Origin of the sequence: Novosphingobium soli, from assembly GCF_042432915.1 — a bacterium.
Classification (GTDB): domain Bacteria; phylum Pseudomonadota; class Alphaproteobacteria; order Sphingomonadales; family Sphingomonadaceae; genus Novosphingobium; species Novosphingobium soli.
The window spans coordinates 24,881-46,577 of record NZ_JBHLWK010000022.1 but is presented as its reverse complement, the minus strand read 5'-3'; the positions used below and the strand labels follow the sequence as shown (position 1 = coordinate 46,577).

At 65.2% G+C, this 21,697-nt stretch carries 23 protein-coding genes and 1 pseudogene; 10 read left to right on the top strand and 14 right to left on the bottom strand.

The window, feature by feature from the left end:
- Window positions 1-214: 214 nt before the first annotated feature.
- From ACFFJC_RS17235 to ACFFJC_RS17190, 10 genes are all read right to left on the bottom strand, one after another.
- Complete coding sequence (locus ACFFJC_RS17235; protein WP_446686267.1) at window positions 215-1,516, bottom strand: glycoside hydrolase family 130 protein; 1,302 nt, start codon at window positions 1,514-1,516, stop codon at window positions 215-217.
- A 254-nt stretch (window positions 1,517-1,770) separates the two neighbouring features.
- Window positions 1,771-2,211, bottom strand: coding sequence for a four-helix bundle copper-binding protein (locus ACFFJC_RS17230; protein WP_015449267.1), 441 nt, complete (start codon window positions 2,209-2,211; stop codon window positions 1,771-1,773).
- A gap of 14 nt (window positions 2,212-2,225) precedes the next feature.
- On the bottom strand, window positions 2,226-2,669 hold the full coding sequence (locus ACFFJC_RS17225) for a DUF1622 domain-containing protein (protein ID WP_007406411.1): 444 nt from the start codon (window positions 2,667-2,669) through the stop codon (window positions 2,226-2,228).
- Window positions 2,656-3,378 carry a hypothetical protein gene (locus ACFFJC_RS17220; protein ID WP_007406380.1) on the bottom strand — a complete coding sequence of 241 codons (723 nt, stop codon included), beginning with the start codon at window positions 3,376-3,378 and terminating at the stop codon, window positions 2,656-2,658. The genes ACFFJC_RS17225 and ACFFJC_RS17220 overlap by 14 nt, the downstream gene beginning before the upstream one ends.
- Window positions 3,375-4,103: a hypothetical protein gene (locus ACFFJC_RS17215; protein ID WP_007406424.1), complete on the bottom strand. Its 729-nt coding sequence runs from the start codon at window positions 4,101-4,103 to the stop codon at window positions 3,375-3,377. Before ACFFJC_RS17215 ends, ACFFJC_RS17220 begins: the two co-directional genes overlap by 4 nt.
- Complete coding sequence (locus ACFFJC_RS17210; protein ID WP_030089529.1) at window positions 4,103-6,013, bottom strand: 2Fe-2S iron-sulfur cluster-binding protein; 1,911 nt, start codon at window positions 6,011-6,013, stop codon at window positions 4,103-4,105. The genes ACFFJC_RS17215 and ACFFJC_RS17210 overlap by 1 nt, the downstream gene beginning before the upstream one ends.
- 23 nt (window positions 6,014-6,036) lie before the next feature.
- Window positions 6,037-6,357: a hypothetical protein gene (locus tag ACFFJC_RS17205; RefSeq protein ID WP_007406382.1), complete on the bottom strand. Its 321-nt coding sequence runs from the start codon at window positions 6,355-6,357 to the stop codon at window positions 6,037-6,039.
- A 59-nt stretch (window positions 6,358-6,416) separates the two neighbouring features.
- Window positions 6,417-6,638: a hypothetical protein gene (locus ACFFJC_RS17200; protein ID WP_007406426.1), complete on the bottom strand. Its 222-nt coding sequence runs from the start codon at window positions 6,636-6,638 to the stop codon at window positions 6,417-6,419.
- Complete coding sequence (locus tag ACFFJC_RS17195; protein WP_007406417.1) at window positions 6,635-7,114, bottom strand: heavy metal-responsive transcriptional regulator; 480 nt, start codon at window positions 7,112-7,114, stop codon at window positions 6,635-6,637. Before ACFFJC_RS17195 ends, ACFFJC_RS17200 begins: the two co-directional genes overlap by 4 nt.
- A gap of 143 nt (window positions 7,115-7,257) precedes the next feature.
- Complete coding sequence (locus tag ACFFJC_RS17190) at window positions 7,258-7,596, bottom strand: hypothetical protein (protein WP_021243088.1); 339 nt, start codon at window positions 7,594-7,596, stop codon at window positions 7,258-7,260.
- A 261-nt stretch (window positions 7,597-7,857) separates the two neighbouring features.
- Between ACFFJC_RS17190 and ACFFJC_RS17185 the strand changes: the two genes are divergently transcribed.
- The 6 genes from ACFFJC_RS17185 (at window position 7,858) to ACFFJC_RS17160 (ending at window position 16,453) form a co-directional block, all read left to right on the top strand.
- Entirely contained in the window at window positions 7,858-8,220 is a 363-nt protein-coding gene (locus tag ACFFJC_RS17185; protein WP_007406428.1) for a hypothetical protein, read from the top strand.
- 398 nt (window positions 8,221-8,618) lie between these two features.
- On the top strand, window positions 8,619-9,881 hold the full coding sequence (locus ACFFJC_RS17180) for a TolC family protein (RefSeq protein ID WP_013039107.1): 1,263 nt from the start codon (window positions 8,619-8,621) through the stop codon (window positions 9,879-9,881).
- The gene (locus tag ACFFJC_RS17175; RefSeq protein WP_007406384.1) at window positions 9,878-11,368 is read left to right on the top strand and encodes an efflux RND transporter periplasmic adaptor subunit; all 1,491 of its coding nucleotides are present in this window, start codon (window positions 9,878-9,880) and stop codon (window positions 11,366-11,368) included. Before ACFFJC_RS17180 ends, ACFFJC_RS17175 begins: the two co-directional genes overlap by 4 nt.
- Window positions 11,365-14,508 carry an efflux RND transporter permease subunit gene (locus ACFFJC_RS17170; RefSeq protein WP_379488692.1) on the top strand — a complete coding sequence of 1,048 codons (3,144 nt, stop codon included), beginning with the start codon at window positions 11,365-11,367 and terminating at the stop codon, window positions 14,506-14,508. The genes ACFFJC_RS17175 and ACFFJC_RS17170 overlap by 4 nt, the downstream gene beginning before the upstream one ends.
- The gene (locus tag ACFFJC_RS17165) at window positions 14,505-14,909 is read left to right on the top strand and encodes a copper-binding protein (protein ID WP_037462736.1); all 405 of its coding nucleotides are present in this window, start codon (window positions 14,505-14,507) and stop codon (window positions 14,907-14,909) included. The genes ACFFJC_RS17170 and ACFFJC_RS17165 overlap by 4 nt, the downstream gene beginning before the upstream one ends.
- 281 nt (window positions 14,910-15,190) lie before the next feature.
- Window positions 15,191-16,453, top strand: coding sequence for a type II restriction enzyme NmeDI-related protein (locus ACFFJC_RS17160; protein ID WP_439959212.1), 1,263 nt, complete (start codon window positions 15,191-15,193; stop codon window positions 16,451-16,453).
- A 66-nt stretch (window positions 16,454-16,519) separates the two neighbouring features.
- On the opposite strand, the gene ACFFJC_RS17155 is transcribed toward ACFFJC_RS17160, so the two are convergent.
- Window positions 16,520-17,050: a GNAT family N-acetyltransferase gene (locus ACFFJC_RS17155; protein ID WP_007686150.1), complete on the bottom strand. Its 531-nt coding sequence runs from the start codon at window positions 17,048-17,050 to the stop codon at window positions 16,520-16,522.
- On the bottom strand, window positions 17,047-17,667 hold the full coding sequence (locus ACFFJC_RS17150; protein ID WP_008832583.1) for a recombinase family protein: 621 nt from the start codon (window positions 17,665-17,667) through the stop codon (window positions 17,047-17,049). The genes ACFFJC_RS17155 and ACFFJC_RS17150 overlap by 4 nt, the downstream gene beginning before the upstream one ends.
- A gap of 125 nt (window positions 17,668-17,792) precedes the next feature.
- Here ACFFJC_RS17150 and ACFFJC_RS17145 point away from each other — a divergent pair.
- Window positions 17,793-18,176 (top strand): annotated as a pseudogene (locus ACFFJC_RS17145) (DUF4158 domain-containing protein); the annotation flags it as partial.
- A gap of 61 nt (window positions 18,177-18,237) precedes the next feature.
- Here ACFFJC_RS17145 and ACFFJC_RS17140 read toward each other — a convergent pair.
- Together ACFFJC_RS17140 and ACFFJC_RS17135 are read right to left on the bottom strand one after the other, a co-directional pair.
- A complete protein-coding gene (locus ACFFJC_RS17140) occupies window positions 18,238-18,798 on the bottom strand; it encodes a recombinase family protein (RefSeq protein WP_004213255.1) in 561 nt (186 codons plus the stop codon).
- Between the two features lie 170 nt (window positions 18,799-18,968).
- The gene (locus tag ACFFJC_RS17135) at window positions 18,969-19,391 is read right to left on the bottom strand and encodes a MerR family transcriptional regulator (RefSeq protein WP_014072603.1); all 423 of its coding nucleotides are present in this window, start codon (window positions 19,389-19,391) and stop codon (window positions 18,969-18,971) included.
- Window positions 19,392-19,467: 76 nt separating this feature from the next.
- Here ACFFJC_RS17135 and ACFFJC_RS17130 point away from each other — a divergent pair, with 76 nt between their 5' ends.
- The 3 genes from ACFFJC_RS17130 (at window position 19,468) to merA (ending at window position 21,661) form a co-directional block, all read left to right on the top strand.
- Window positions 19,468-19,863, top strand: a complete 396-nt coding sequence (locus tag ACFFJC_RS17130) for a mercuric transporter MerT family protein (protein ID WP_014072602.1) — start codon at window positions 19,468-19,470, stop codon at window positions 19,861-19,863.
- Window positions 19,864-19,875: 12 nt separating this feature from the next.
- Entirely contained in the window at window positions 19,876-20,205 is a 330-nt protein-coding gene (locus tag ACFFJC_RS17125) for a heavy-metal-associated domain-containing protein (protein WP_004213249.1), read from the top strand.
- 79 nt (window positions 20,206-20,284) lie between these two features.
- Window positions 20,285-21,661, top strand: a complete 1,377-nt coding sequence (gene merA / locus ACFFJC_RS17120) for a mercury(II) reductase (protein WP_021222959.1) — start codon at window positions 20,285-20,287, stop codon at window positions 21,659-21,661.
- The last annotated feature ends 36 nt before the right edge of the window (window positions 21,662-21,697 follow it).

The window sequence follows — 21,697 nt, the reverse complement described above, 5'->3', positions numbered from 1 at the left end:
AAGTCTGGGTTTCCCGTTCGATCGAGCATATGCCCGGTCGATTGTCGCCCCTTCCGGAGCTTGCCCGTGAAATGGTGTCACCTTCCGCCTTGCTGTATACGTAATGTGCGAAGTCCGTCTCTGAGATGGCCATAAATTATCGCACTGGCATCGTTGTTGTGCCGATGTGTAACTATGGTTCGGACTCGAGAGCAGGACAGGTCGGCAACAGTGACTAATCCATGGCGGCCAGCAGACGCTCGAGAGGAATAGTGGCAAAAGTGGTGAAGCTGTCAGCAATGGCATAAGGCAGTACCAGCACCCGATTATGTACCATCGCGCCGCAGCTGTAGGCTACGTTTGGCACATAACCTTCGCGCTCATCCATGTCCGACCGCAAAAGCGGTAGCTTCGTCCGCGCCAGCAGCTTCGAGGGATCGTCACGGTCCAGCAGGCACGCCCCGATGCAATAGTTCCGAACGGCGCCGACTCCATGAGTTACGACCAGCCAGCCTTCGTCGATCTCGATCGGCGATCCGCAATTACCGATCTGGACAAACTCCCAAGGCCAGCGAGGTTCGATGGCTTTCGCTCCGCCACTCCAGTCGTGAATGTCCGCGGACGTCAGGAACCAGATATTTTCGTTATCCTCGCGCCCAAGCATGGCAAAGTGCCCGGCAATGCGTCGGGGGAAAAGCGCCATGCCCTTGCTACCGGTGGCATCCCCACGCAGCGGTCTGAGTTCGAATGTCCGGAAGTCCGGCGTGGACAACAACTCCTGCCGGACGGACTGGCCGCTAAATGCCGTATATGTACCGAAATAGGTGGCTCGGCCATCGTCGTCCAGGAAGCGGACCAAGCGAAGGTCTTCGATGCCACCACGCTGGCTGGGGGTTGTCGGAAAGATCACGATCTCCGAGAGATCGTGGCTGCCATCGCACTTGATCCGAATGCCCGCGTCCGGCCCGTCCTCGCCGGAGATGTTTTCAGTCTCCAGTACGAGCGGCATGGGGCTCGGAGGATTGATTGCTATGGTTCCGTCCGCGGCGCAAAACCCGGTGCGAAAGGTGACGGAGGAGATATGCCCCTCGCCCACGCCTCGCAGGGAAAGAATGAATCGGAGAGAGTTTTCAGGTACAGCAGACTGATCAGGATGCAGGACGATGCTCGGATTGAAAAGCGCTGCTGCCTCATAGGAATATTCGTTGCAAAAATGGGGACCGATCAAGAGCGCCTGTTCATGGGTGACCTCGCAATCACAGACGATGATGCCATCAACCTCGTGGAACCGCCGCAAAAACAGGGACGGAACCTCACGATGCCTTCCCGAGAAATCATCAAGAATGCGTTGCAACTCATCGTGGAGCGATGCTGGGTCGAGCGCCAGGACGCGGTCGGCGATGCGCTGCGCACGTGGCTGATCCGGTACCGCATATTTATAGGTTTCCGTCGACGGCATATAGGGTCTGATCACTACCCTTGCTGGATTGGGGCGGAGCAATTCGGGTAGCCGGTTGACAAATTCGGCGGTTGACACTGACTTCTCCAATACAGATCGACCGTGGAGCGTTCACGCAATCGTAAAGATGGTGCTCGGCATTACCCGACTATCGGGTGGCGGCACGGAAGGCTCCGGCGATGGCGGGTGCGATGATTTCCGCCGTTGCCGGATACTCGGACTTTGTGCCACGTGCCATGATCGCTGTCCTGGCGTAGTTGTCGGACACACAAGCTGTGACCGGGGGCTCTGGCCTGAACGTGACTATGTGGGGCACGTGCGAAGCGCGCCGCTCAGCTCGACATGTCCGCCATCGTTCGGCAGCTCGCCGCGCATTTCTTGCAGGTGGCCGAGCAACGCGCGATCCGCTGGTCCGCGCTATGGCGTCCGCATTCCTCGGCGCAGCGCTCGCAAGCGTCGGCGCAGGCGCGGCAGACGATGCGGTGCAGGGCAGATTCCCGCAGCATCGAGTTGGCGGTCGCCTGGCACAGTTCCGCACAGTCGTTCAGCATGGCGATCAGCGACGCCGTAGCTGACGCGCCGCCTTGCTTCGTCAGCCAAGCGGCGGTTTCCAGGCACATGCGGTGCGAAGCCACGCAATCGTCGATGCAGTCCGTCATCGACATCGCCATCCCTTCCATTCGATGCTGCTGCGCCGCCGCCGGCACAGCCAGCGTTCCGGCGGCGGCAAGGCCGGCGCCGGCCATCAGCAATTCGCGTCTCTCGATCATCATGCACCTCCCATCTGCTATCCCTTGAGCGCTGTGCCGCATCCGGCGGCCTCAGCCGTCGCAGGCGACCCATCCGACGCCGCACGCGCCTTCTCCCGCGCCATCCGGGTTTCCTCCCAGGGCCAGTGGCCGTTGATCTCGACCCCGAGCGAGATGCTCAGGAAGGTCCGCACCAGCACCAGCCCGGCCAGAACGATGAGATCGTCGAGCGTTGGGTTGATCACCAGCGACTTGACGATGTCGCCGGCGACCAGAAATTCCAGGCCGAGCAGGATGCTGCGGCCGAGCGCCGAGCGGAACGCGCTATAGGCCTCGGTTCGGTCGCCCGCCCTCGCCCGCCGCGCAAACAGAAAGGTTGCGAGCCCCGCGCCGACCAGGATGGTCAGCGTGCCCGCCAGTTCCAGGCCGATCACCGCGAGCCGGAAGAAGGCGCTCAGCCAGTCGGCCTCAATGGTGATCATACCAGCCTCGCTTGCGGATATTGTTGAAGCTGTCGGTGGCGTGACAGGCATAGCATTGGTCGACGCGCGCCTTCGATCCGGCTGCGCGCTGCGAGACCATGCTGAAATGCTCCATGAAGTGACTCGGCGGCGCCTTGTGGCACTCGGCGCACTGCGTCGAATTGACCGATGGATGGCGGTAATTGGCGATCTTCCAGCTGTCGGTCTTGTGGCAGCTCGCGCAGTCGGTGCCGAACAGGCCCTGGTGCGGATCGCGGAACGCATGGCAGCTCGCGCAATTGAGCGCGGTCTCGGGGGTCAGGCTTCGAGTGTTTGTCGACATGCCCGCCAAAGGCTGCCGCCACTTCGCCATGTCGAGCAACGCGGCGTGATCCATGCGGATGATGCCGCGCTCTCCCTCATGTTCGACGTGGCAGGAGGTGCACTGCGTCGCTTTCGCGTGGAACTGCGTCGACTGCTTCGTCCCGAAATCGGTGCCCGCATGGCAGGTGAGACAGGTCCGGGTTTCGACGCCCTTGCCCGGCGTGTGGCAGGCCGTGCATTGGCCGGCAAAGGACTGGTGCGCGCTCGAGAGCGGGCCGGGCGAGACGAGCTGCGCCACCAGGCCGGCATCCCTCGGCGCGTCCGATCGCATCCGGATCGCGACCGCGGCGACCATCACCAGCAGGGCTGCGATGAAGACGGCGTAGGAAAGACGCTGCCAGCTCATAGCCAGCGCAGCCCGTAATAGATCGCCGCGCCGACGTGGAGCGCGAGCAGCGCGAAGATGAGACAGCCCAGCAGGATGTGCAGGAACCGCCACCGCGCGAACAGGGTGTTGGTTGCCTCTTCGGCACGGATCGCGAATTCGGTATCGGCCAGCGCTGCGGCGATCCCCGCCTTGTCCTGGGGGCGCTGGCCCGCGGACGCATCCCCGGCGACGAACAGATAGCGCTTCCAGCCCGACAGCGGCGGGGCTGCGGTATCGGCCTGCGTCGGCGCCGCCGGCTCCTCGAGGAAGGCGGCGCGAAGCGAGGCCAGTTCTGACCTGCGTCCGCGCAGCGCCCGACCAAGCTGGGCAAGCAGGTAGCGGCCGATGAAGCCGGTGATGACCGTCATCAGCAGGAGGACGGTCAGAAGCAGGCCGACCGGGCTTTCGAGCTTGTGCGCGGCGTGGACCAGACCCAGGATCGGCGCCAGCACGCCGGCATAGATGTGGATGGCGAGCAGGGTTGGCTTGCTGACGACCCGGGAGAGCGCCTTGTCGACCCAGGCGATGTGCTTGGCCGCGACATAAGGAAGCGTCAGCAGCATCAGCACGAGCGCTGCGATCCCGATGATCCCGCCGGCCAGGCTACCCGGAAAGCGGGGCGACACATGCACGAGATAGCCGAACGGGAACAGCAGCAGGAACGCGACCAGCAGGCCCACGGCAATGTCGCTGCGTTCGCGCATCAGGCTTCGACCACGAGCGGCGTGCCCGTCCCCTTCGCCTGGCACGCGAGCACATAGCCTTGCGCCTTGTCGGCGGGCGCAAGGCCGGATTCGACCTCCATCGTCACTTCGCCCTGCAGCAGCTTGACCACGCAGGCGCCGCATGTGCCCGCACGGCATGCATAGGGGATCTCGACGCCCGCGCCCTCGGCCGCCTCCAGCACGGTCTCGTCCGCGGGCAAGGCCGCCGACACCCCCGACACGGAGAAGGTCACCGTGCTCGGCGCCACCTCGGCGCTCGGGGCCGGCTTATCCGCTGGCGGGGGCGCGGGCTTGACCTCGAGATCCTCGTGGTCGGCCGGCAGCGAGGCCGGACCGAACGCCTCGGTGTGCAGCTGCGCTTCGGGGACGCCGAGTTCCGCCAGCACGCCGCGCATCGCGCCCATCATCGCCGGCGGGCCGCACATATGGATGCGCCGGCTCGCGATCTCCGGCACCGCGGCCAGGATCATCTCGCGCGTGATCGGCCCTTCGGGGCCCATCCAGACGGTGCCGGGCGCGCGCTGCATCGCGGCGACGACATGGAGGTTGGGAAAACGGCGTTCGAGCCGCTCGAGCTCGTCGCGGAACACGAATTCCTCGGTCGACCGTGCGCCGTAGAAGAAGAAGATATCACCCTTCCACGCGGTGTCGGTGAGATAGCGCAGCACCGACATCATCGGGGTGATGCCGACCCCGCCCGCGATCAGCACGATGCTCTGGGCATCCGTTCCCGTGAAGGTGAAGGCGCCGAACGGTCCGCTGACCTTCAGCAGATCGTCGGCGACGACCTTGTCGTGCAGGTATCGCGAGACCACGCCCTGCTCCTCGCGCTTGACCGTCAGTTCGACATAGGCCCGCTGGGTCGGCGAAGAGGCGATCGTGTAGGAACGGCGCGCGGTCTTGCCCGCTTCGGGCTCTACCTCGACCTGCAGGAACTGGCCCGGCAGGAAGTCGAACGGCAGCCGGTCGGCGGTCGGGTCCGCGAGCCGGAAGGTCAGCACGCTCGGCGTCTCTCGCACGATCTGGACCACGCGCAGCTGCCCCGCCCAGCTTTTGGGCTTGCGCAGCGACGCCCCAGCGGGTGCGGCCGCATTGCTCGGCGCGAGCCCGGCGCTGTCGGCAACGGGTGCAGGCGCGGGCGCAACCCTGGTAGCGGGAGGGGCAGCCTTCGGCTCCGGCTTTGCTGGAACCTTGGCGGTGGCGACACCGCCGGCGATCGCCCCGATCCGCCGCAGGCGGAAGATCTGCAGCGCGATAAGCGTGGCGCTCACCAGCCCCAGGAACAGCATGAGAAGGAGGTGCGAGGGCGAGATGCCGAACCAGTGATCGGCATGGCCGGGCGCGGCCTGGTCGATGTCGAGCTGATCGCGCAGCCAGGCAAGCCCGACCTCCCGGGGCGGCTGCAAGCCCCCGATCGCGCCCTGCGCGGCGGTGCCGGAGCGGAACAGGTCGGTTCCCTCGCGCAGGCGCCGCGCCGCATCGAGCCGGGCCGAGACCGTGGTCGCACGCGCGCCGTCGGCCGAGGCGGCGTTGATCATCGCCAGACCCGTGCTTACCCGTTCGCCGGCCTGCGCAGCGACCCGCTGCCTTGCCGCTTCGTCAAGCGCGGGAAAGGCGAGCAGCTGCGAGATGAAGCCGGTCCGGCGCGATTCGTGGCCGTGCTCATTCTCCCCTTCCCCATTGATCATGCGATCCATCATGGGGTTCATCATCTTCGCCATGTCCGACGACCCCGGCTCTGCCGGTGCGGACATGCCCCCGCCGGCCGGCATGCCTGCGCCATGATGCGCGGCATGATCCTCGCCCTCCTGCGCGCCCGCGCTCGCGGACAGGCTGAGAGCGATTGCGCAGCCGAGGCTCAAGCGTCGAAGGCTGATCCGCCTGGACATCCTCATCCCCTTAGTGTGCGAGCCTACATATCCTTCATCGGCATCGCCGCATTGCCCGGCGCGGGATCGGGTGCCGGCGCGGTCTGGTTGCCGGCCCCGGCGCGCATCGCGTCATGGTCCATCGCCTGACGGTGATGCCGCTCCATCTCGGCCTGGTTGCTCATCGCGTCCATCGGCGCCGCGTCTGCAGCGTTGCCGCTGTCGGTCAGGACCGGGGTGGCGGCGACGCTGTTCGCCGCGGGCGGCACCGTCTGGTCGGCCTGGCGGTCGCAGCCCGAAAGCGCGAGCGCCAGCAACAGGCTTCCGCCGACAAGTGGAAGGGCTTTCTTCGCATGGTCGATCATGGCTTTGCTCCTTGGCTTGAAAACTGTGTCCGGGCGCCATCCCTGGCGTCCGGACCGGCTCATTGCGCGCTGCGCAGAATCCGGAGACACCGGTCGTGCGAGAGGTTCATCGGGTTGCGCCCCTGCCCCTTCATCTCGCCATGATCATGCGGCGTCTGGAGACCCATATTGCCCTCCATCGCCCGGCAACTCTCGACCTGCGCCGAGGTCGGCCGCGTGGTCACACAGGCGCCTAGAAGCAGCGCCGGCGTGAGGACGGCGATCAAACGCATTTTCTTCATGACAAAACCCCTTTCGCTCGTGGTGATCGTTCGTCCTGCGCTGCCTGATGTTTCTTGTTATGCTGCTGGTCTTTCCGCCGCGCCGTCAGGAAGGCGAGGATCGGGCAATCGGAGACCGGCACTTCGCCCGGGCATTCGTCGGCGAGCATCCGCAGCATGTCGCGGATATCCGACAGGCGCTCGAGCCGGGCTTCGGCGTCCGCGATCTTGGCAAGCGTGATATCGAGCACGGCCTGGGCATGCGCGGTGTCCGACGCCCTGAGCGCCAGCAGCTGCCGGGCCTGTTCGAGTGTGAAACCAAGCTCCTGCGCCGAGCGGATGAAATTGACGCGCTCGAGGTCCGTCGCGTCGTAGAGCCTGTAGCCCGCTGCCGTGCGCGCGGGCTCGCGCAGCAGGCCCATCCGCTCATAATAGCGGATCGTATCGCGGCCCACGCCTGCGGCCGCGGCCAGTTCGCCGATCTTGAAATTGCCCATGTCATCCGCTCGATCATGCCGGTTGGACCATGGTCCAGGGTCAAGCGGTTTCGCTTTGACCCCGAACGGTCTCCTCGTCGCCGGCGGCCCGCTGCCCCGACGCGTCGCATCAGGGCAGCCCGTGCCGCCGGGCCACCGGCTTGTCAGTTCTTGCGAAGCTCGACGATGTCGTGCTTGGCAGGCGTGCCGTCGGCGACGGACACGTGCGCGAAGTGATCGTCAAAGATATGGTCGATTGTCACATGGCCGACGAGCTGGCGGTGATAGGTCGGCGCCACGCCCTTGGACGGACCCGGATGGGTCACGACGCGATAGACCTCGAGCTTCTGGCCGACCTCGGCGCCATCGGCCTTGCCGATGCAGACGACCGTGCCGTTGCTGCCCGTGTCGACGATCGAGCCGCGCATGAACAGGCTGTGCCCGATGCCCTGGGCCATAGCGGGGACGGCAGCAAGCATCGAAATGCCGGCAAGCGCGACCATGAGAGTTTTTCTGACCATATTCACCTCCTTGGATGGTAAGCCACCGCCCGGACTTTGCCGAGGGGAAGAGCGTCTCTTCAGGCTTGGGACTACGGTCCCGGGTCCAGCCTCGATATACGTAGAGGCCGCAGCCGATCTTCTTCCCCGGGCCGGATCTTTATTGACGCGGAGTTGACGGAATCAGCCGTCAGCACTTCAAAATCCGCGCGGCGCGAGACTTTGGTTGGCTGCGCCCGCGAAACCCGCTAGATATCGAGGCCCGTGAAACGCCTGCTCGCCCTCCTGCTCGTCATCGGAGCGCTGTCCGGTCTCTTCGGAGCCCAGATGGCGGCCGCGCACAGCGTGCCGCAGGCGGCAGGCGCGCCGCTGGCCAAGGGCATGGATGCGGACTGCATGGCGATGATGGCCAAGCAGCAGCCTGCGCCCAGCGAAAAGCCCTGCAAGGGCCTGACGCTCGATTGCATCGCCGCGATGGGGTGCGTGATCCCGCTGGTCGCAGCGGACCTGGCAGGCGGCGTTGCGCCTGCGCGTCTCTACGACGCGCCCAGCTTCTGGACGACCGACACGATATTGACCGGCAAGGCGGTTGCGCCCGAGCCGGATCCTCCCACCAGCCTTGCCTGATTGAACGAGCACGGGCTGCGCGCATCGATCGATGCGTGCGCGCCCGGTTTCCTTCTTTTCAGTCAAAGGTTTTCGTGATGATCAAACTGCTTCCGGCCGCCCTTGTGGCGGCCCTCAGTCTCGCCGCGCCTGCGCTTGCAACCGACGCGAGCCGCACGCCGCAAGGCCATTGGGAATGGCGGTCGGCGCCGCAATATGGTCCGCGGGCGACTGGCCCTGCGCGTGTCCGCATATGGGTGCCCGACAGCCGGGACATGGCCAGCTGCGATTGCGCGATGATGCAGGCAAGCGCCGCCGACTGCATGCGCGGCGCAGTCAGGTCGGACAAGGGCTAAACCCGCTCCGGAGCGGCGCGTCACATCTTGGCGCGCCGCCTCTGTCATGAGGGGATGATATCCATGATCATGATGCCGAGGCGCGCTGTGCGACGCCTGTTGCTCTCTATCGGTGCGACGCTTGCGAGCGCCTGGGCCGTGCCGGTGTCGGCCGGCCCGCTCACCTACGAGCAGGCAGTGAGGCTCGCTGCCGCCAACGCGCCAAGCCTCAAGGCGCGCGCGGCGGCGACAGCCGGCGCCCGCTCTTCGGCGGTCGCGGCCGATCGCCTGCCCGATCCGACGCTCGACCTGGGCCTGCAGAACTTCCCGGTGAGCGGCCCCAATGCCGGCAGCTTCACGCGCGACGATTTCACTATGGCGACGATCGGGTTCAGCCAGACCTTCCCCAATCTCGCCAAGCGCCATGCACGCGCCGCGCGCGCCGCGGCCGATATCGGTATCGCCGAGGCGGGCGAGCTGGTCGAAGGCCGCAACGTGCGGCTCGAGACCGCCCTCGCCTGGGTCGATCTCTATTATGGAGAACGCCGGCTCCGGCAGCTCGACCTGCTCGATGCCAGCCTCGACGACCTGCAGAAGACCGTGACCGCACGCCTGGCGTCGGGCAGCGCGCGCCCGAGCCAGGCGCTCGAGCCCGACCAGCTCCGCGCCGCCATCGCCGATCGCCGCGCCGAGATGGCTGCGGTGGTGGCGCAGGCGCGGGCCCGGCTCGCGCGCTATACCGGCGACCCCGACCCGCAGGCGACGGGCGACCCGCCGATGCTCGATGTCGATCCGATCCGGCTGCGGGCCGGGATCGATGCGCTTCCCGCCCTGCGCGCGCAGGACGCGCGGATCGCAGTCGCCGAAGCGGACGTGCGTCTCGCGCGCGCCGACAAGCGCCCCGACTGGAAGGTCGGCGTCACCTATGGCCGGCGCGATCCCATGTACGGCGACATGGCCTCGGTCGGCGTGTCGATCGACCTGCCGCTGTTCGCCGGCAAGCGCCAGAACCCCAGGATCGCTGCAAGCGAGAGCCTTGCGCAAGGGGGTCGGTTCGACCGCGAGGCGATCCGCCGCGAGCTGGTGGCGCAGCTCGACGCCGATCTCGCAGACCATGCCATGCATCTCTCCCGGTTGCGCAATGCCCGCGAGACGCTGGTGCCACTCGCCAGGCACCGCGCCGAGCTCGACCGCGACAGCTATGGCGCCGGCAAGCTCGACCTTGGCGCCGCGCTGCTCACGACGCTCGGGCTCGCGGAGGCCGAGGTCGAGGCGCTCAACCGCGAAGCCGACGTCGCGCGCGACGCGGTCCGCATCACTATCACCTATGGGGAGGAGCGGCCATGACGCTCGATAAATCCGCGCTGCGCTGGGGCGCATCGATCCTGGCTGTCGCGCTGCTGGCCGGCGGCACAGGCTATTGGGCTGGCCATCGCCAGGCACCGCAATCGGAGGCGACCACGCCCGCCGGGGCAGGCAAAGTCCTTTACTGGTACGATCCGATGTTCCCCAACCAGAAGTTCGACAAGCCCGGCAAGTCGCCCTTCATGGATATGCAGCTCGTGCCGCGATACGCGGACGGAGGAAGCGCCGGCGCGGCCCCCACGGTCGCCGTCGATCCCGCCGCGCGGCAGAGCCTGGGATTGCGGGTCGTCGCGGCGAAGATGGGCAGCCTTGCCTCGGCCCTCGAGGTCACCGGCACGATCGACTTCAACCAGCGCGACGTCGCCGTCATCCAGGCGCGTTCGGGCGGGTTCGTGAGCCGCGTCTATGCGCGAGCGCCCGGGGACGTGGTCCGCGCCGGCGCGCCGATCGCGGACCTGCTCCTGCCCGAATGGGGCGGCGCGCAGACCGAATATCTGAGCGTCAGGCGGCTCGGCAAGCCCGACCTCACCGCGGCCGCGCGCCAGCGACTGCGGCTGATGGGCATGTCCGACGGCCTCATCGCCAGCGTCGAGCGGAGCGGACGCCCGAACGGCGTGGTGACGATCACGACGCCGATCTCGGGCACGATCCAGACGCTCGACGCCCGTGCCGGCGTGACGCTCGCCATGGGCCAGACGCTCGCCCAGGTAAGCGGGCTCGGCACCGTCTGGCTCAATGCCGCGGTGCCCGAAGCGCGCGCGGGCGATGTCCGGGTCGGCCAGAATGCCAGCACCACGCTGGCGGGCTTCCCCGGCGAGCGCTTCGCCGGCCGGGTGATCGCGATCCTGCCGACCACGCAGGCCGACAGCCGCACGCTCACCGTGCGGATCGAGCTGCCCAACCGGGACGGCCGGTTGCGGCCGGGCATGTTCGCCAGCGTCGCGCTTGGCGGCGATGCCAAGCCGGCGCTGCTGGTGCCGAGCGAAGCGGTGATCCGCACGGGCAGGCGCACGCTCGTCATGCTGGCCGCAGGCGACGGGCGCTATCATCCCGCCGAGGTCCGCATCGGCCGCGAGGCAGGCGGCGAGACCGAGATCCTTGCCGGCCTGTCGCCCGGCGAGAACGTCGTCGTCTCGGGGCAGTTCCTGATCGATTCCGAGGCGAGCCTGTCGGGAATCGAGGCGCGGCCGATCGGCGGCGGTGCGGCATCGGCGACCATCGCCGCGCCGGCGTCGAAAGCCACGCTGTACGAGACGACGGGCAAGATCGAGCGGATCACGGCCAATTCGGTGACGCTCAGCCACGAGCCCGTTCCCGCGCTCGACTGGCCGGCGATGACGATGACCTTCGCGCTCGCCAATCCGGGCATCGCGCGCGGCTTCAAGGCGGGTGACCGGGTCCGGTTCGGGTTCGACCGGCCCCCGGCGGGACCGACGCTGCGGCATATGGCGAAGGTGGCGGGCCAGTGATCGCCCATCTCATCCGCTGGTCGGTGAGGAACCGCTTCTTCGTCGTGCTCGGCATGCTCGCGCTGGTCGGCGCGGGCCTGTGGGCGGTGCGCTCGACCCCGATCGACGCGCTGCCCGATCTTTCCGACGTGCAGGTCGTGATCCGCACTTCCTATCCGGGTCAGGCGCCGCAGATCGTCGAGAACCAGATCACCTATCCGCTCACCACCACCATGCTGTCGGTGCCCGGCGCCAAGACGGTGCGCGGCTATAGCTTCTTCGGCGACAGCTTCGTCTATGTGATCTTCGAGGACGGCACCGATCTCTACTGGGCGCGCAGCCGCGTGCTCGAATATCTCAACCAGGTCCAGGGTCGGTTGCCGGCCAGCGCCCGCAGCGCGCTCGGGCCGGACGCGACCGGGGTCGGCTGGGTCTATGAATATGCGCTGGTCGACCGCACCGGCCGGCACGATCTCTCGCAGCTTCGCGGGTTGCAGGACTGGTTCCTGCGCTACGAGCTGAAGACCGTGACCGGCGTGGCCGAAGTCGCCAGCATCGGCGGCATGGTCAAGCAGTACCAGGTGCTGCTCGATCCGGTGAAGCTCGCGGCCTACGGCGTAACCCACGCCCAGGCAGTGCAGGCGATCAGCCAAGCCAATCAGGAAGCCGGCGGCTCGGTGCTGGAAATGGCCGAGGCCGAATATATGGTCCGCGCCTCGGGCTATCTGAAAACGCTCGACGATTTCCGGGCAATCCCGCTCAAGACTGCGGCGGGCGGCGTGCCCGTCCGGCTCGGCGATGTCGCCACGATCCAGGTCGGCCCCGAGATGCGGCGCGGCATCGCCGAACTGAACGGCGAAGGCGAGGTCGCCGGCGGCGTCGTTATTCTTCGGTCAGGCAAGAACGCCCGTGAGACCATCGCGGCGGTCAAGGACAAGCTCGCCGATCTCAGGAAAAGCCTGCCGCCGGGCGTCGAGGTGGTCACGGTCTATGACCGCTCGCAGCTGATCGATCGCGCGGTCGAGAACCTCACCCGCAAGCTGGTCGAGGAGTTCATCGTCGTCGCATTGGTCTGCGCCCTGTTCCTCTGGCACGTCCGCTCGGCGCTGGTCGCGATCCTGACCTTGCCGCTCGGTGTGCTGGCCGCGTTCGTCGTAATGCGGTTCCAGGGGGTGAACGCCAACATCATGTCGCTGGGCGGCATCGCCATCGCCATCGGCGCGATGGTGGATGCGGCGGTCGTCATGATCGAGAACGCCCACAAGAGGATCGAACGCTGGGAGCAGGATCACCCGGACAGACATCTCGATGGCGAGATGCGCTGGATCGTCGTCACCGAGGCGGCGGCCGAGGTCGGGCCGGCGCTGTTCTTCAGCCTGCTGATCATCACGCTGTCGTTCATTCCGGTCTTCACCCTGGAGGCGCAGGAAGGCCGGCTGTTCGCGCCGCTCGCCTTCACCAAGACCTATGCGATGGGCGCGGCCGCGATCCTGTCGGTGACCCTGGTGCCGATCCTGATGGGCTGGCTGATCCGGGGCCGCATTCCGGCCGAGCAGGCCAATCCGGTCAATCGCTGGCTGACCGATCTCTACCGGCCTGCGATCGACTGGACGATGAAGCGGCCCAAGACCGTGCTGCTGATCGCGGCTCTGGTGTTCGCCACCACGGCCTGGCCGCTCAGCCGGCTCGGCGGCGAGTTCATGCCCAATCTCGACGAGGGCGACCTGCTCTACATGCCCTCGGCGCTGCCGGGCCTCTCGGCCGCCAAGGCGAGTGAGCTGCTCCAGCAGACCGACCGCCTGATCAAGACCGTGCCCGAAGTCGAAAGCGTGTTCGGCAAGGCCGGCCGCGCCGAGACCGCGACCGATCCCGCGCCGCTCGAAATGTTCGAGACGACGATCCAATTCAAGCCCCGCGACCAGTGGCGGTCGGGCATGACGCCCGAACGCCTTGTCGACGAGCTCGATCGCCGGGTGAAGCTTCCGGGTCTCGCCAATATCTGGGTGCCGCCGATCCGCAACCGCATCGACATGCTCGCGACGGGCATCAAGAGCCCGATCGGGGTCAAGGTGTCGGGCAGTGACCTCGCCGAGCTCGACCGCATCGCGCATGATGTCGAGACCGTGGCCAGGAGCGTGCCCGGCGTCAGCTCGGCGCTCGCCGAGCGGCTGACCGGCGGACGCTATGTCGATGTCGACATAGACCGCGCCGCCGCCGCGCGGTTCGGGCTCAACATCGCCGACGTCCAGGCCATCGTCTCCGGCGCGATCGGCGGCGAGACGATCGGCGAGACGGTCGAGGGCCTCGCCCGCTATCCGATCAGCGTGCGCTATCCGCGCGAATTGCGCGACAGCCTCGAAAGGCTGCGGGCGCTACCGATCCTGACGCCCGCGGGCCAGCAGATCACCTTGGGCACCGTGGCAAACGTCTCGATCGCCGAGGGACCGCCGATGCTCAAGACCGAGAATGCCCGGCCTTCGACCTGGGTCTACGTCGATGTGCGCGGGCGCGATCTTGCCTCGGTGGTCGGCGATCTGCAGCGTGCGGTGGCGAAACAGGTCAGGCTCTCGCCTGGGGTCAGCATCGCTTACTCTGGCCAGTTCGAATATCTCGAGCGCGCGGTCGACCGCTTGAAGCTGGTCGTGCCCGCGACGCTGCTGATCATCTTCGTGCTGCTCTACCTCATCTTCGGCCGCTTCGACGAGGCGGCGCTGATCATGGGCACGCTGCCGTTCGCGCTGACCGGCGGCATCTGGACGCTCTATCTGCTGGGGTTCAACCAGTCGGTTGCCACCGGGGTCGGGTTCATCGCGCTCGCCGGCGTCTCCGCCGAGTTCGGGGTGGTGATGCTGATCTATCTCAAGAATGCGCTGGCCGAGCGCACGGCTAATCCGGACGCCGCCGAGGTGAAGGCCGCGGTGCGCGAAGGCGCGCTGCTGCGCGTCCGGCCCAAGGCGATGACGGTCGCGGTGATCCTCGCCGGCCTGCTGCCGATCCTGCTGGGATCGGGCGCGGGCTCGGAGGTGATGAGCCGGATCGCGGCGCCGATGATCGGCGGCATGCTGAGCGCGCCGCTGCTGTCGATGTTCGTCCTGCCCGCCGCCTATCTGCTGCTGCGCCGGCCGAAGACCGACCCCATCCATCAACCCGCTTCATCATGAAGGAGACGATTATGAGACATGCACGACTGACCCTCGCCCTCGGCCTTGCCGTCCTGACCGCCGCGTGCGGCAAGAAGGGCGAGACCCCGGTTACAACCGAAACCAACCAGGCGGCGCCTGCCGCGACCATGAGCGGCGACATGGGCAACATGTCGATGGCGCCTGACGCGAACGCCGCAATCAAGGCCAAGGGCCATGGCACCGTCACCGCGATCGACAAGACGGCGGGCACGATCACGCTCAACCACGGCCCGATCCCCGAAGCCAAGTGGCCGGCGATGACGATGGCGTTCAAGGCGGCGCCCGCGATCACCGATGCGGTCAAGGTCGGCGACAAGGTCGATTTCGACCTCTCGCTCAAGGGCAGCGATGGCGAGGTCACCGCGATCACAAAGCAATGATCCGCTAAGTTCGACCAAAAGAAGCTGGTTGCGTCGCCGCTCCGGGGCGGCGACGCCCCTGCCGGCCGTCTGCCTGGCCGTGCGCCCGGTCTACGGATGCGATCGGCAACGCCCAACGCCAGCCGCGTTTCCCTGCGCGATCACAGGCAGTTTGAGCAAGCTTCGCGGATCGCACATTGAACGTGCAAGCCGCCCTTGCCCGCGATAGCCTGAGCGGCAAGGAGCCAGTTCAGGATGACCGAGCCAGTATGACCTTGTTACCCACGACACATCATGATCTCTTGAGCGAGCTTGTCCGTCGTTGGCGAGACGATCCGGGCGCCACCTATCGCTCCTGGTTTCTGTGGGACGAACGCCTGAAAAACTTCCGCTCCATCCGTCGGGGGCTGCAGCAGGTGGTCGTGGAAATCGAAAGTGGGCGGTTCGGCGTCGCCTATCGCGGCTCGTCACTGGAAACGGTTGTCCACTCGATCGCCGAACAGCGGCAGATCTTCAAGGGCGCCGACCATGCCTGGCTGTGGAAGCCCAAGCTGCGCATTCCCGACATTTACGAAAGCCCGGACAATCAGCGGGCGTTCGGTCGCCTGCTCGACAATTGCTCGTGCTGCGATACCGCCGAGGAGATCATCAGCCACATCCGCAGCATAGACGCGCTCAAGATCAAGGGGCTGGGGCCGGCGGCGGCCAACCTGCTCTATTTCCTTCACCCGACGCTGGTGCCGCCCTTCAATACCGCGATCGTCAAGGGCTACAATGCCGTCACCGGCGCCAAGGTGAAGCTCGGGTCATGGGATCATTTTCTCGCCATGCGCGCCGGCATCCTCGACCTCAACGACCGTTACCGCGAGTTGCTCTCCAACGATCTCGGCGCGATCGGCGGACTGTTGTTCGACATTGGCTCGGGCCGCTATCCCGCGCCACCGCTGGAGGATGACGCAACGGCGGCCGACGACTGGCTCGGCAGATTGGAACATGCCAGAGCGGAGGCAAGCCGGCTCGACAAGACAGCCGCCGCGCAGGGCGAAACCGATCGCACGCACGCCGAAATCCAGGCCTGGCTGCGCGACCTCGGCCATGCCCTCGGTTACGATGTGTGGATCGCCGCCAATGACCGCGGTCGACTTCACGCTGGCTGCCCGCTTGGACAGGGATGCCTCGAGCGCCTTCCAGACGCCATTGCGACCTCTCCCGGAGCGGACTCGATCCGCCTCATCGACGTGTTGTGGCTGGCGAAGGGTGGCGACGGCGTCGCCGCCGCGTTCGAGGTTGAACATTCGACCTCGATCTACTCGGGGATCGTGCGCATGCTCGATCTGGCGCTGTCGGGGAGCGATCTGCACGCTGCCGCCGGGCTATTCCTGGTCGCACCGAATGCGCGCGAGCAGGACGTTCGCGCGCAACTCCGTCGCCCGGCTTTCAGCCGTATTGCCGATCTCGACTTCGCCTATCTGCCCTATGGCGAGCTGGAGAGAAACAGGGACGCGATCGCTCGTTTTGGAACGGGATTGAAGGCCATCAAGGCGATCTCAAGCCCCCTTCCCTGAAAGGGGGCGTTTGCGGGAGGGGGCGGAATCCTACGCCAAGCTCGCCCAGATAGCCGGCGCGAGATCTTACTTGTTGCTGCCTTCTACGGTCGCGCCAGAAAGGCGACGGCTCAGTTCTATCCGGCGATGGCTACGCATTTTGAAGGTGTCTGGCCCAACGCGCCGATACTCAATGAAGCCGAGAGAACGCCAAAATCGCTCTGCCGCTTCATTCGCTTCCAGCACGGCCAACCGAATCTCTGTGGCACCTCTCGCAGCGGCCCAGCTTTCGACCGTCGAGTAAATTGAGCGTCCGACGCCACGACCACGCTGTGCGGCATCTACGATCATGAAGCCGAGATACCATGTGCCATCACGCGGATAATCGCGGAGGATGGCCGCGATTGCATATAGGCCGCCAGGCCCCTTCCATCCCAGGACAGCTTGATTGTGGGCGCTCTTTTCGGGCGGCACATCGGAGAAAAGCTCGCGAGCATCGTCCAGCGTGGGCGCGGCCCCGTCCTGCAACAGGAAATAGTCGCTGCAACGGTTGTACAGGTCTGCAACGTCTGCGGCGTCCGCTTGGGTAAGTTTGATCGGGGCTCCCGTCATCATCATCGCGTTTTGGCAGCAAGCACGCGCTGACCGTAATCCCGGAGTTCCCCGTTGGGACCGACATAGCGGTAGAGAGTGACGCGCTCGATCCCGAGTTCCTTGCAGAGGTCGGAAACGGACGTGTCGCGTTGGGCCATAGCAGCCTGAGCGAGCCGCACCTGGGCCTTGGAGAGGGCGAACTTGCGGCCACCCTTGCGTCCCCGCGCGCGGGCAGCGGCCAGGCCAGCCATGGTGCGCTCGCGGATCATATCCCGCTCAAACTCCGCCAGTGTGGCAAAAATGCCGAACACCATCCGGCCCGATGGCGTCGTGGTGTCGATCTGCGCGCCCTTGCCGGTGAGCACCCGCAGACCGATACCGCGATCCGACAGATTCTGCACCGTGCTGACCAGGTGGGTGAGCGTTCGGCCGAGCCGGTCGAGCTTCCAAACGATGAGGACATCGCCGTCGCGCAACGATTTCAGGCAGGCGGCAAGACCGGGGCGATCATCACGGCTACCGGATGCACGATCATCATAGATATTGCCTGGCTCGACACCGGCAGCGCGAAGGGCATCGTGCTGCAGGTCGAGCGACTGCGAGCCGTCGGCTTTGGACACGCGGGCGTAGCCGATCAGCATGGATCACAAACGAAGGTTTGAGGCGGTGACGAACATGAGCACATAAGATTGGGCTATTGTGTATCTTAACCAGCATCTCAATCAAGCTATCTCAAACCGTAGCTCGGAAAGAATAAGGAGCATGTATGCCGCGTCGCGTGACCCTGACCGATCGACAGCGCGAGGCGCTGCTTCACTTGCCGGTCGATCAAGGTGAGCTGCTGCGGCACTATACCCTCAGCGATGAGGATCTCGGGCATATCCGCCAGCGCCGGCGCGCCCACAATCGTTTTGGCTTCGCGCTGCAACTGTGCGTCCTGCGCTACCCGGGCCGGGTGCTCGCTCCTGGCGAGTTGATCCCGGCGCAGGTATCGGATTTCATCGCGGCCCAGCTCGGCCTGACCAGCGACGATCTACTCCTCTATGCCGCGCGCGAGGAGACCCGGCACGAGCATCTGGCGGACCTTCGCCGAATCTACGGCTATCGCTCCTTTTCGGGGCGGGGCGCACGGGATTTGCGCGAATGGATGGCGTCACCTCAAGCTTTGTACGCTGAACAACGATTTTCCGGACATAATGTGAACATTGGTGTCAGGCAGCGGCGCGAAGGTACTGGTAGAGGGTTTCGCGGCTGATGCCCATGTCGCGCGCGATGGTCGCCTTGCGTTCACCGGCGGCAACGCGGCGGTGCAGATCGGCAATCATCTCATCCGAGAGCGACCGTTTCCGCCCCCGATAGGCGCCGCGCTGCCGAGCGATCGCAATGCCTTCGCGTTGCCGTTCGCGGATCAGGGCGCGCTCGAACTCAGCAAACGCACCCATGACCGAGAGCATCAGATTGGCCATCGGGGAGTCCTCCCCCGAGAAGGACAGGCTTTCCTTCTCAAACTCGATCCGGATACCTCGCTTGGTGAGGCCCTGGACCAGCTTGCGCAGGTCATCCAGATTGCGGGCCAACCGATCCATGCTGTGGACGACGACGGTATCGCCTTCGCGGGCGAAAGTGAGCAGAGCCTCAAGCTGGGGGCGGTTGACGTCCTTGCCCGATGCCTTGTCGGTGAAGGTCCGATCGAGCGACTGACCTTCCAATTGGCGATCCACATTCTGATCGAACGTGCTGACCCGGACATAGCCGATCCGTTGCCCCTTCACTGCGCACTCTCTCCATCAAAATGTCAGGTTGAAATCTATGATACGCAACGACATTCGTCAACAAATTCCGTTTAGTACCCTAATCTGACAGAAACCGCGGTAGCGCCCTGACGTCCGGTTAGGCTATACTCCAAGCTGACATCACAAAATCAAATCCCTCAAAGATGGCGTCAATTGCCTTGATGGGGTAAAAACTGGAGTGCTTCCAGGATGGGACATTCGGCAACGTCATCTCCAGTGCATCTGGCTAACGTGGTCGCCAGCGTCACCTCTATCTTCTGCAAATCTGCAATGCGGCGGCGGACATCTTCAAGGTGGAGTTCGGTTCTCGCCATAACCTCCGCGCAGGTTTGTGCACCGGTATCGGTGAGCGACAACAATGACCGTATCTCATCCATTGCATAGCCAAGGTCGCGCGCGCGCAGGATGAACTGCAACCTTTGCACCAGTTCCGGCGAATAGACGCGGTAGCCGTTGGAACTGCGAGGCGGCCCCGGCAGCAATCCCACCTTCTCGTAATAGCGGATGGTTTCGAGATTGCAGCCTGTTTTCCGGGCAAGCTGGGCACGCAAGATGCCGACCTGTTGCTCCATGAAAATACCTCTTGAGTCTGTAGTGGCTACAGAGCCTACACTGCGAATCACTCAGTTGGAACAAGGGATTCAAGCCATGGTCTCAACGCCGGAAGCGGGACAGCCAGCCCTCACCGAAAACCACGAGCCGAAGCAGGCAAACTGGGTTGCGGCGGGCGCATTGATCGGCGCGGGGCTCGCCTCGGCTTGCTGCGTCGTCCCGCTACTGTTGGTTATGCTCGGAATTTCCGGCGCGTGGATCGCCAACCTGACGGCGCTCGAACCTTACAAGCCCTATGTCGCAGGCGTAACGCTCGCGCTGCTCGGCTACGGCTTCTGGCATGTCTATTTCAAGCCGAAACCGCCCTGTGAAGACGGTTCCTACTGCGCTCGTCCACAATCGGCTTGGACCACCAAGGCGGTGCTGTGGCTGGGCCTTGCCGTCGCCATCCTGGCGCTCACCATCGACTGGTGGGCACCCTGGTTCTATTGAAAGGAAATACCCATGAAAAAGACAGTATGTATCGCTATGGCCGTGCTGGCTATGGCTGGCGGCGGGGTCGCCTATGCAGTTAGTGGCACGGCGCAAGATCGCCCCGCGGCTACCGCAACCGCTCAGAAGCAAACCACCTTTGCCATAGAGAACATGACCTGCGCCACCTGCCCGATCACCGTGAAGAAGGCGATGGAAGGCGTCGCCGGGGTAACGGCGGTCACGGTCGATTTCGCAGCCAAGACCGCGCGCGCAACCTATAACCCGCGCCGCACCAATGCTGCTGCGATTGCCGCTGCATCAACCAACGCGGGTTATCCGGCGCGCGCTATTCAAAACTGAGCGGGGCGCCGCCAGCGCCTCAAGAAAGCGATAAGCAATGAACGACTGTTGCAACCGCCCCGGGCAGGAAGGATTTGACGTGGCCGTCATCGGCGCGGGTTCTGCCGGGTTCTCCGCCGCGATCGCCGCTGCCGATCTGGGCGCGAAAGTGGCGCTCGTCGGTCACGGCACGATTGGCGGCACCTGTGTCAATGTTGGCTGCGTTCCTTCCAAGACGCTGATCCGCGCCGCCGAAGCGGTGCATGGTGGGCTTGCCGCCGCGCGCTTTCCCGGCCTTGGGGGCGCTGTCCAGATGGATGACTGGTCCGTATTGGCGGCGTCGAAGGACGATCTTGTCACGACGCTGCGCCAAAAAAAATATGTCGATCTGCTGCCCGCCTATGACGGTGTGAGCTATATCGAGGGCAAGGCACGCTTTGCCGATGGTGCGCTGATTGTCGGCGATGCGCCCATGAAGGTCGGCAAGGTCATATTGGCGATGGGTGCGCACGCCGCCGTGCCGCCGATTCCGGGGATGGACAGCGTGCCCTACCTAACCAGCACATCGGCGCTGGCGCTGGATCGCTTGCCCAAATCGCTGCTGGTGATCGGTGGCGGGGTGATCGGGGTAGAACTGGGACAGATGTTTTCGCGTCTGGGCGTTGATGTCACCATCTGCTGCCGAAGCCGCCTGCTCCCCGAAATGGACCCGGAAGTGAGTGCCGCGCTGAAAAACTATTTGGAAGCCGAGGGCGTGCGGGTTTGCGCAGGTGTCGGCTATCAGCGTATCGCCCAAACACAGAGCGGGGTCGAATTGACCTGCGAGGGGCATTGTGACACCGTCGCGGCGGAACAGGTGCTCATCGCCACCGGACGCCGACCCAATAGCGACGGGCTTGGGCTGGAGGAGCGCGGCATAGTGCTTGCCCGTAATGGTGGAATCGTCGTCGATGACCACCTCGAAACGTCGGTTCCAGGCATTTACGCGGCGGGCGATGTAACGGGACGGGACCAGTTCGTCTACATGGCCGCCTATGGCGCAAAACTGGCCGCGCGCAACGCGGTGACGGGCAACCAATACCGCTACGACAATTCCTCCATGCCATCCGTCGTCTTCACCGACCCGCAAGTCGCCAGCGCCGGCCTCACTGAAACGACAGCACGGGCGCAAGGCCTGGACATCAAGGTTTCGCTGCTCCCGCTCGATGCTGTGCCAAGGGCACTGGCAGCACGCGATACGCGGGGTCTCATCAAACTGATTGCCGACAAGGCGAACGACCGTTTGCTGGGCGGCCAGATCATGGCACCCGAAGGCGCGGATTCGATCCAGACACTGGTGCTGGCGATCAAACACGGCATGACCACCCTGGAATTGGGTGCAACGATATTTCCTTACCTGACCACTGTGGAAGGCCTCAAACTGGCGGCCCAAACGTTTGATAAGGATGTCGCCAAACTGTCTTGCTGCGCCGGGTGATTGCTCGGGGATCAACCGGCAACGAATGGCCTCCCT

What these genes read in the sequence shown, in the direction of transcription:
- ACFFJC_RS17230 (WP_015449267.1), bottom strand. Translation starts at nt 2,211, where the DNA reads ATGATGATCGAGAGACGCGAATTGCTGATGGCCGGCGCCGGCCTTGCC.
- ACFFJC_RS17225 (WP_007406411.1), bottom strand. Translation starts at nt 2,669, where the DNA reads ATGATCACCATTGAGGCCGACTGGCTGAGCGCCTTCTTCCGGCTCGCG.
- ACFFJC_RS17220 (WP_007406380.1), bottom strand. Translation starts at nt 3,378, where the DNA reads ATGAGCTGGCAGCGTCTTTCCTACGCCGTCTTCATCGCAGCCCTGCTG.
- ACFFJC_RS17215 (WP_007406424.1), bottom strand. Translation starts at nt 4,103, where the DNA reads ATGCGCGAACGCAGCGACATTGCCGTGGGCCTGCTGGTCGCGTTCCTG.
- ACFFJC_RS17210 (WP_030089529.1), bottom strand. Translation starts at nt 6,013, where the DNA reads ATGTCCAGGCGGATCAGCCTTCGACGCTTGAGCCTCGGCTGCGCAATC.
- ACFFJC_RS17205 (WP_007406382.1), bottom strand. Translation starts at nt 6,357, where the DNA reads ATGATCGACCATGCGAAGAAAGCCCTTCCACTTGTCGGCGGAAGCCTG.
- ACFFJC_RS17200 (WP_007406426.1), bottom strand. Translation starts at nt 6,638, where the DNA reads ATGAAGAAAATGCGTTTGATCGCCGTCCTCACGCCGGCGCTGCTTCTA.
- ACFFJC_RS17195 (WP_007406417.1), bottom strand. Translation starts at nt 7,114, where the DNA reads ATGGGCAATTTCAAGATCGGCGAACTGGCCGCGGCCGCAGGCGTGGGC.
- ACFFJC_RS17190 (WP_021243088.1), bottom strand. Translation starts at nt 7,596, where the DNA reads ATGGTCGCGCTTGCCGGCATTTCGATGCTTGCTGCCGTCCCCGCTATG.
- ACFFJC_RS17180 (WP_013039107.1), top strand. Translation starts at nt 8,619, where the DNA reads ATGATCATGATGCCGAGGCGCGCTGTGCGACGCCTGTTGCTCTCTATC.
- ACFFJC_RS17175 (WP_007406384.1), top strand. Translation starts at nt 9,878, where the DNA reads ATGACGCTCGATAAATCCGCGCTGCGCTGGGGCGCATCGATCCTGGCT.
- ACFFJC_RS17165 (WP_037462736.1), top strand. Translation starts at nt 14,505, where the DNA reads ATGAAGGAGACGATTATGAGACATGCACGACTGACCCTCGCCCTCGGC.
- ACFFJC_RS17155 (WP_007686150.1), bottom strand. Translation starts at nt 17,050, where the DNA reads ATGATGATGACGGGAGCCCCGATCAAACTTACCCAAGCGGACGCCGCA.
- ACFFJC_RS17150 (WP_008832583.1), bottom strand. Translation starts at nt 17,667, where the DNA reads ATGCTGATCGGCTACGCCCGCGTGTCCAAAGCCGACGGCTCGCAGTCG.
- ACFFJC_RS17135 (WP_014072603.1), bottom strand. Translation starts at nt 19,391, where the DNA reads ATGGAGCAACAGGTCGGCATCTTGCGTGCCCAGCTTGCCCGGAAAACA.
- ACFFJC_RS17130 (WP_014072602.1), top strand. Translation starts at nt 19,468, where the DNA reads ATGGTCTCAACGCCGGAAGCGGGACAGCCAGCCCTCACCGAAAACCAC.
- ACFFJC_RS17125 (WP_004213249.1), top strand. Translation starts at nt 19,876, where the DNA reads ATGAAAAAGACAGTATGTATCGCTATGGCCGTGCTGGCTATGGCTGGC.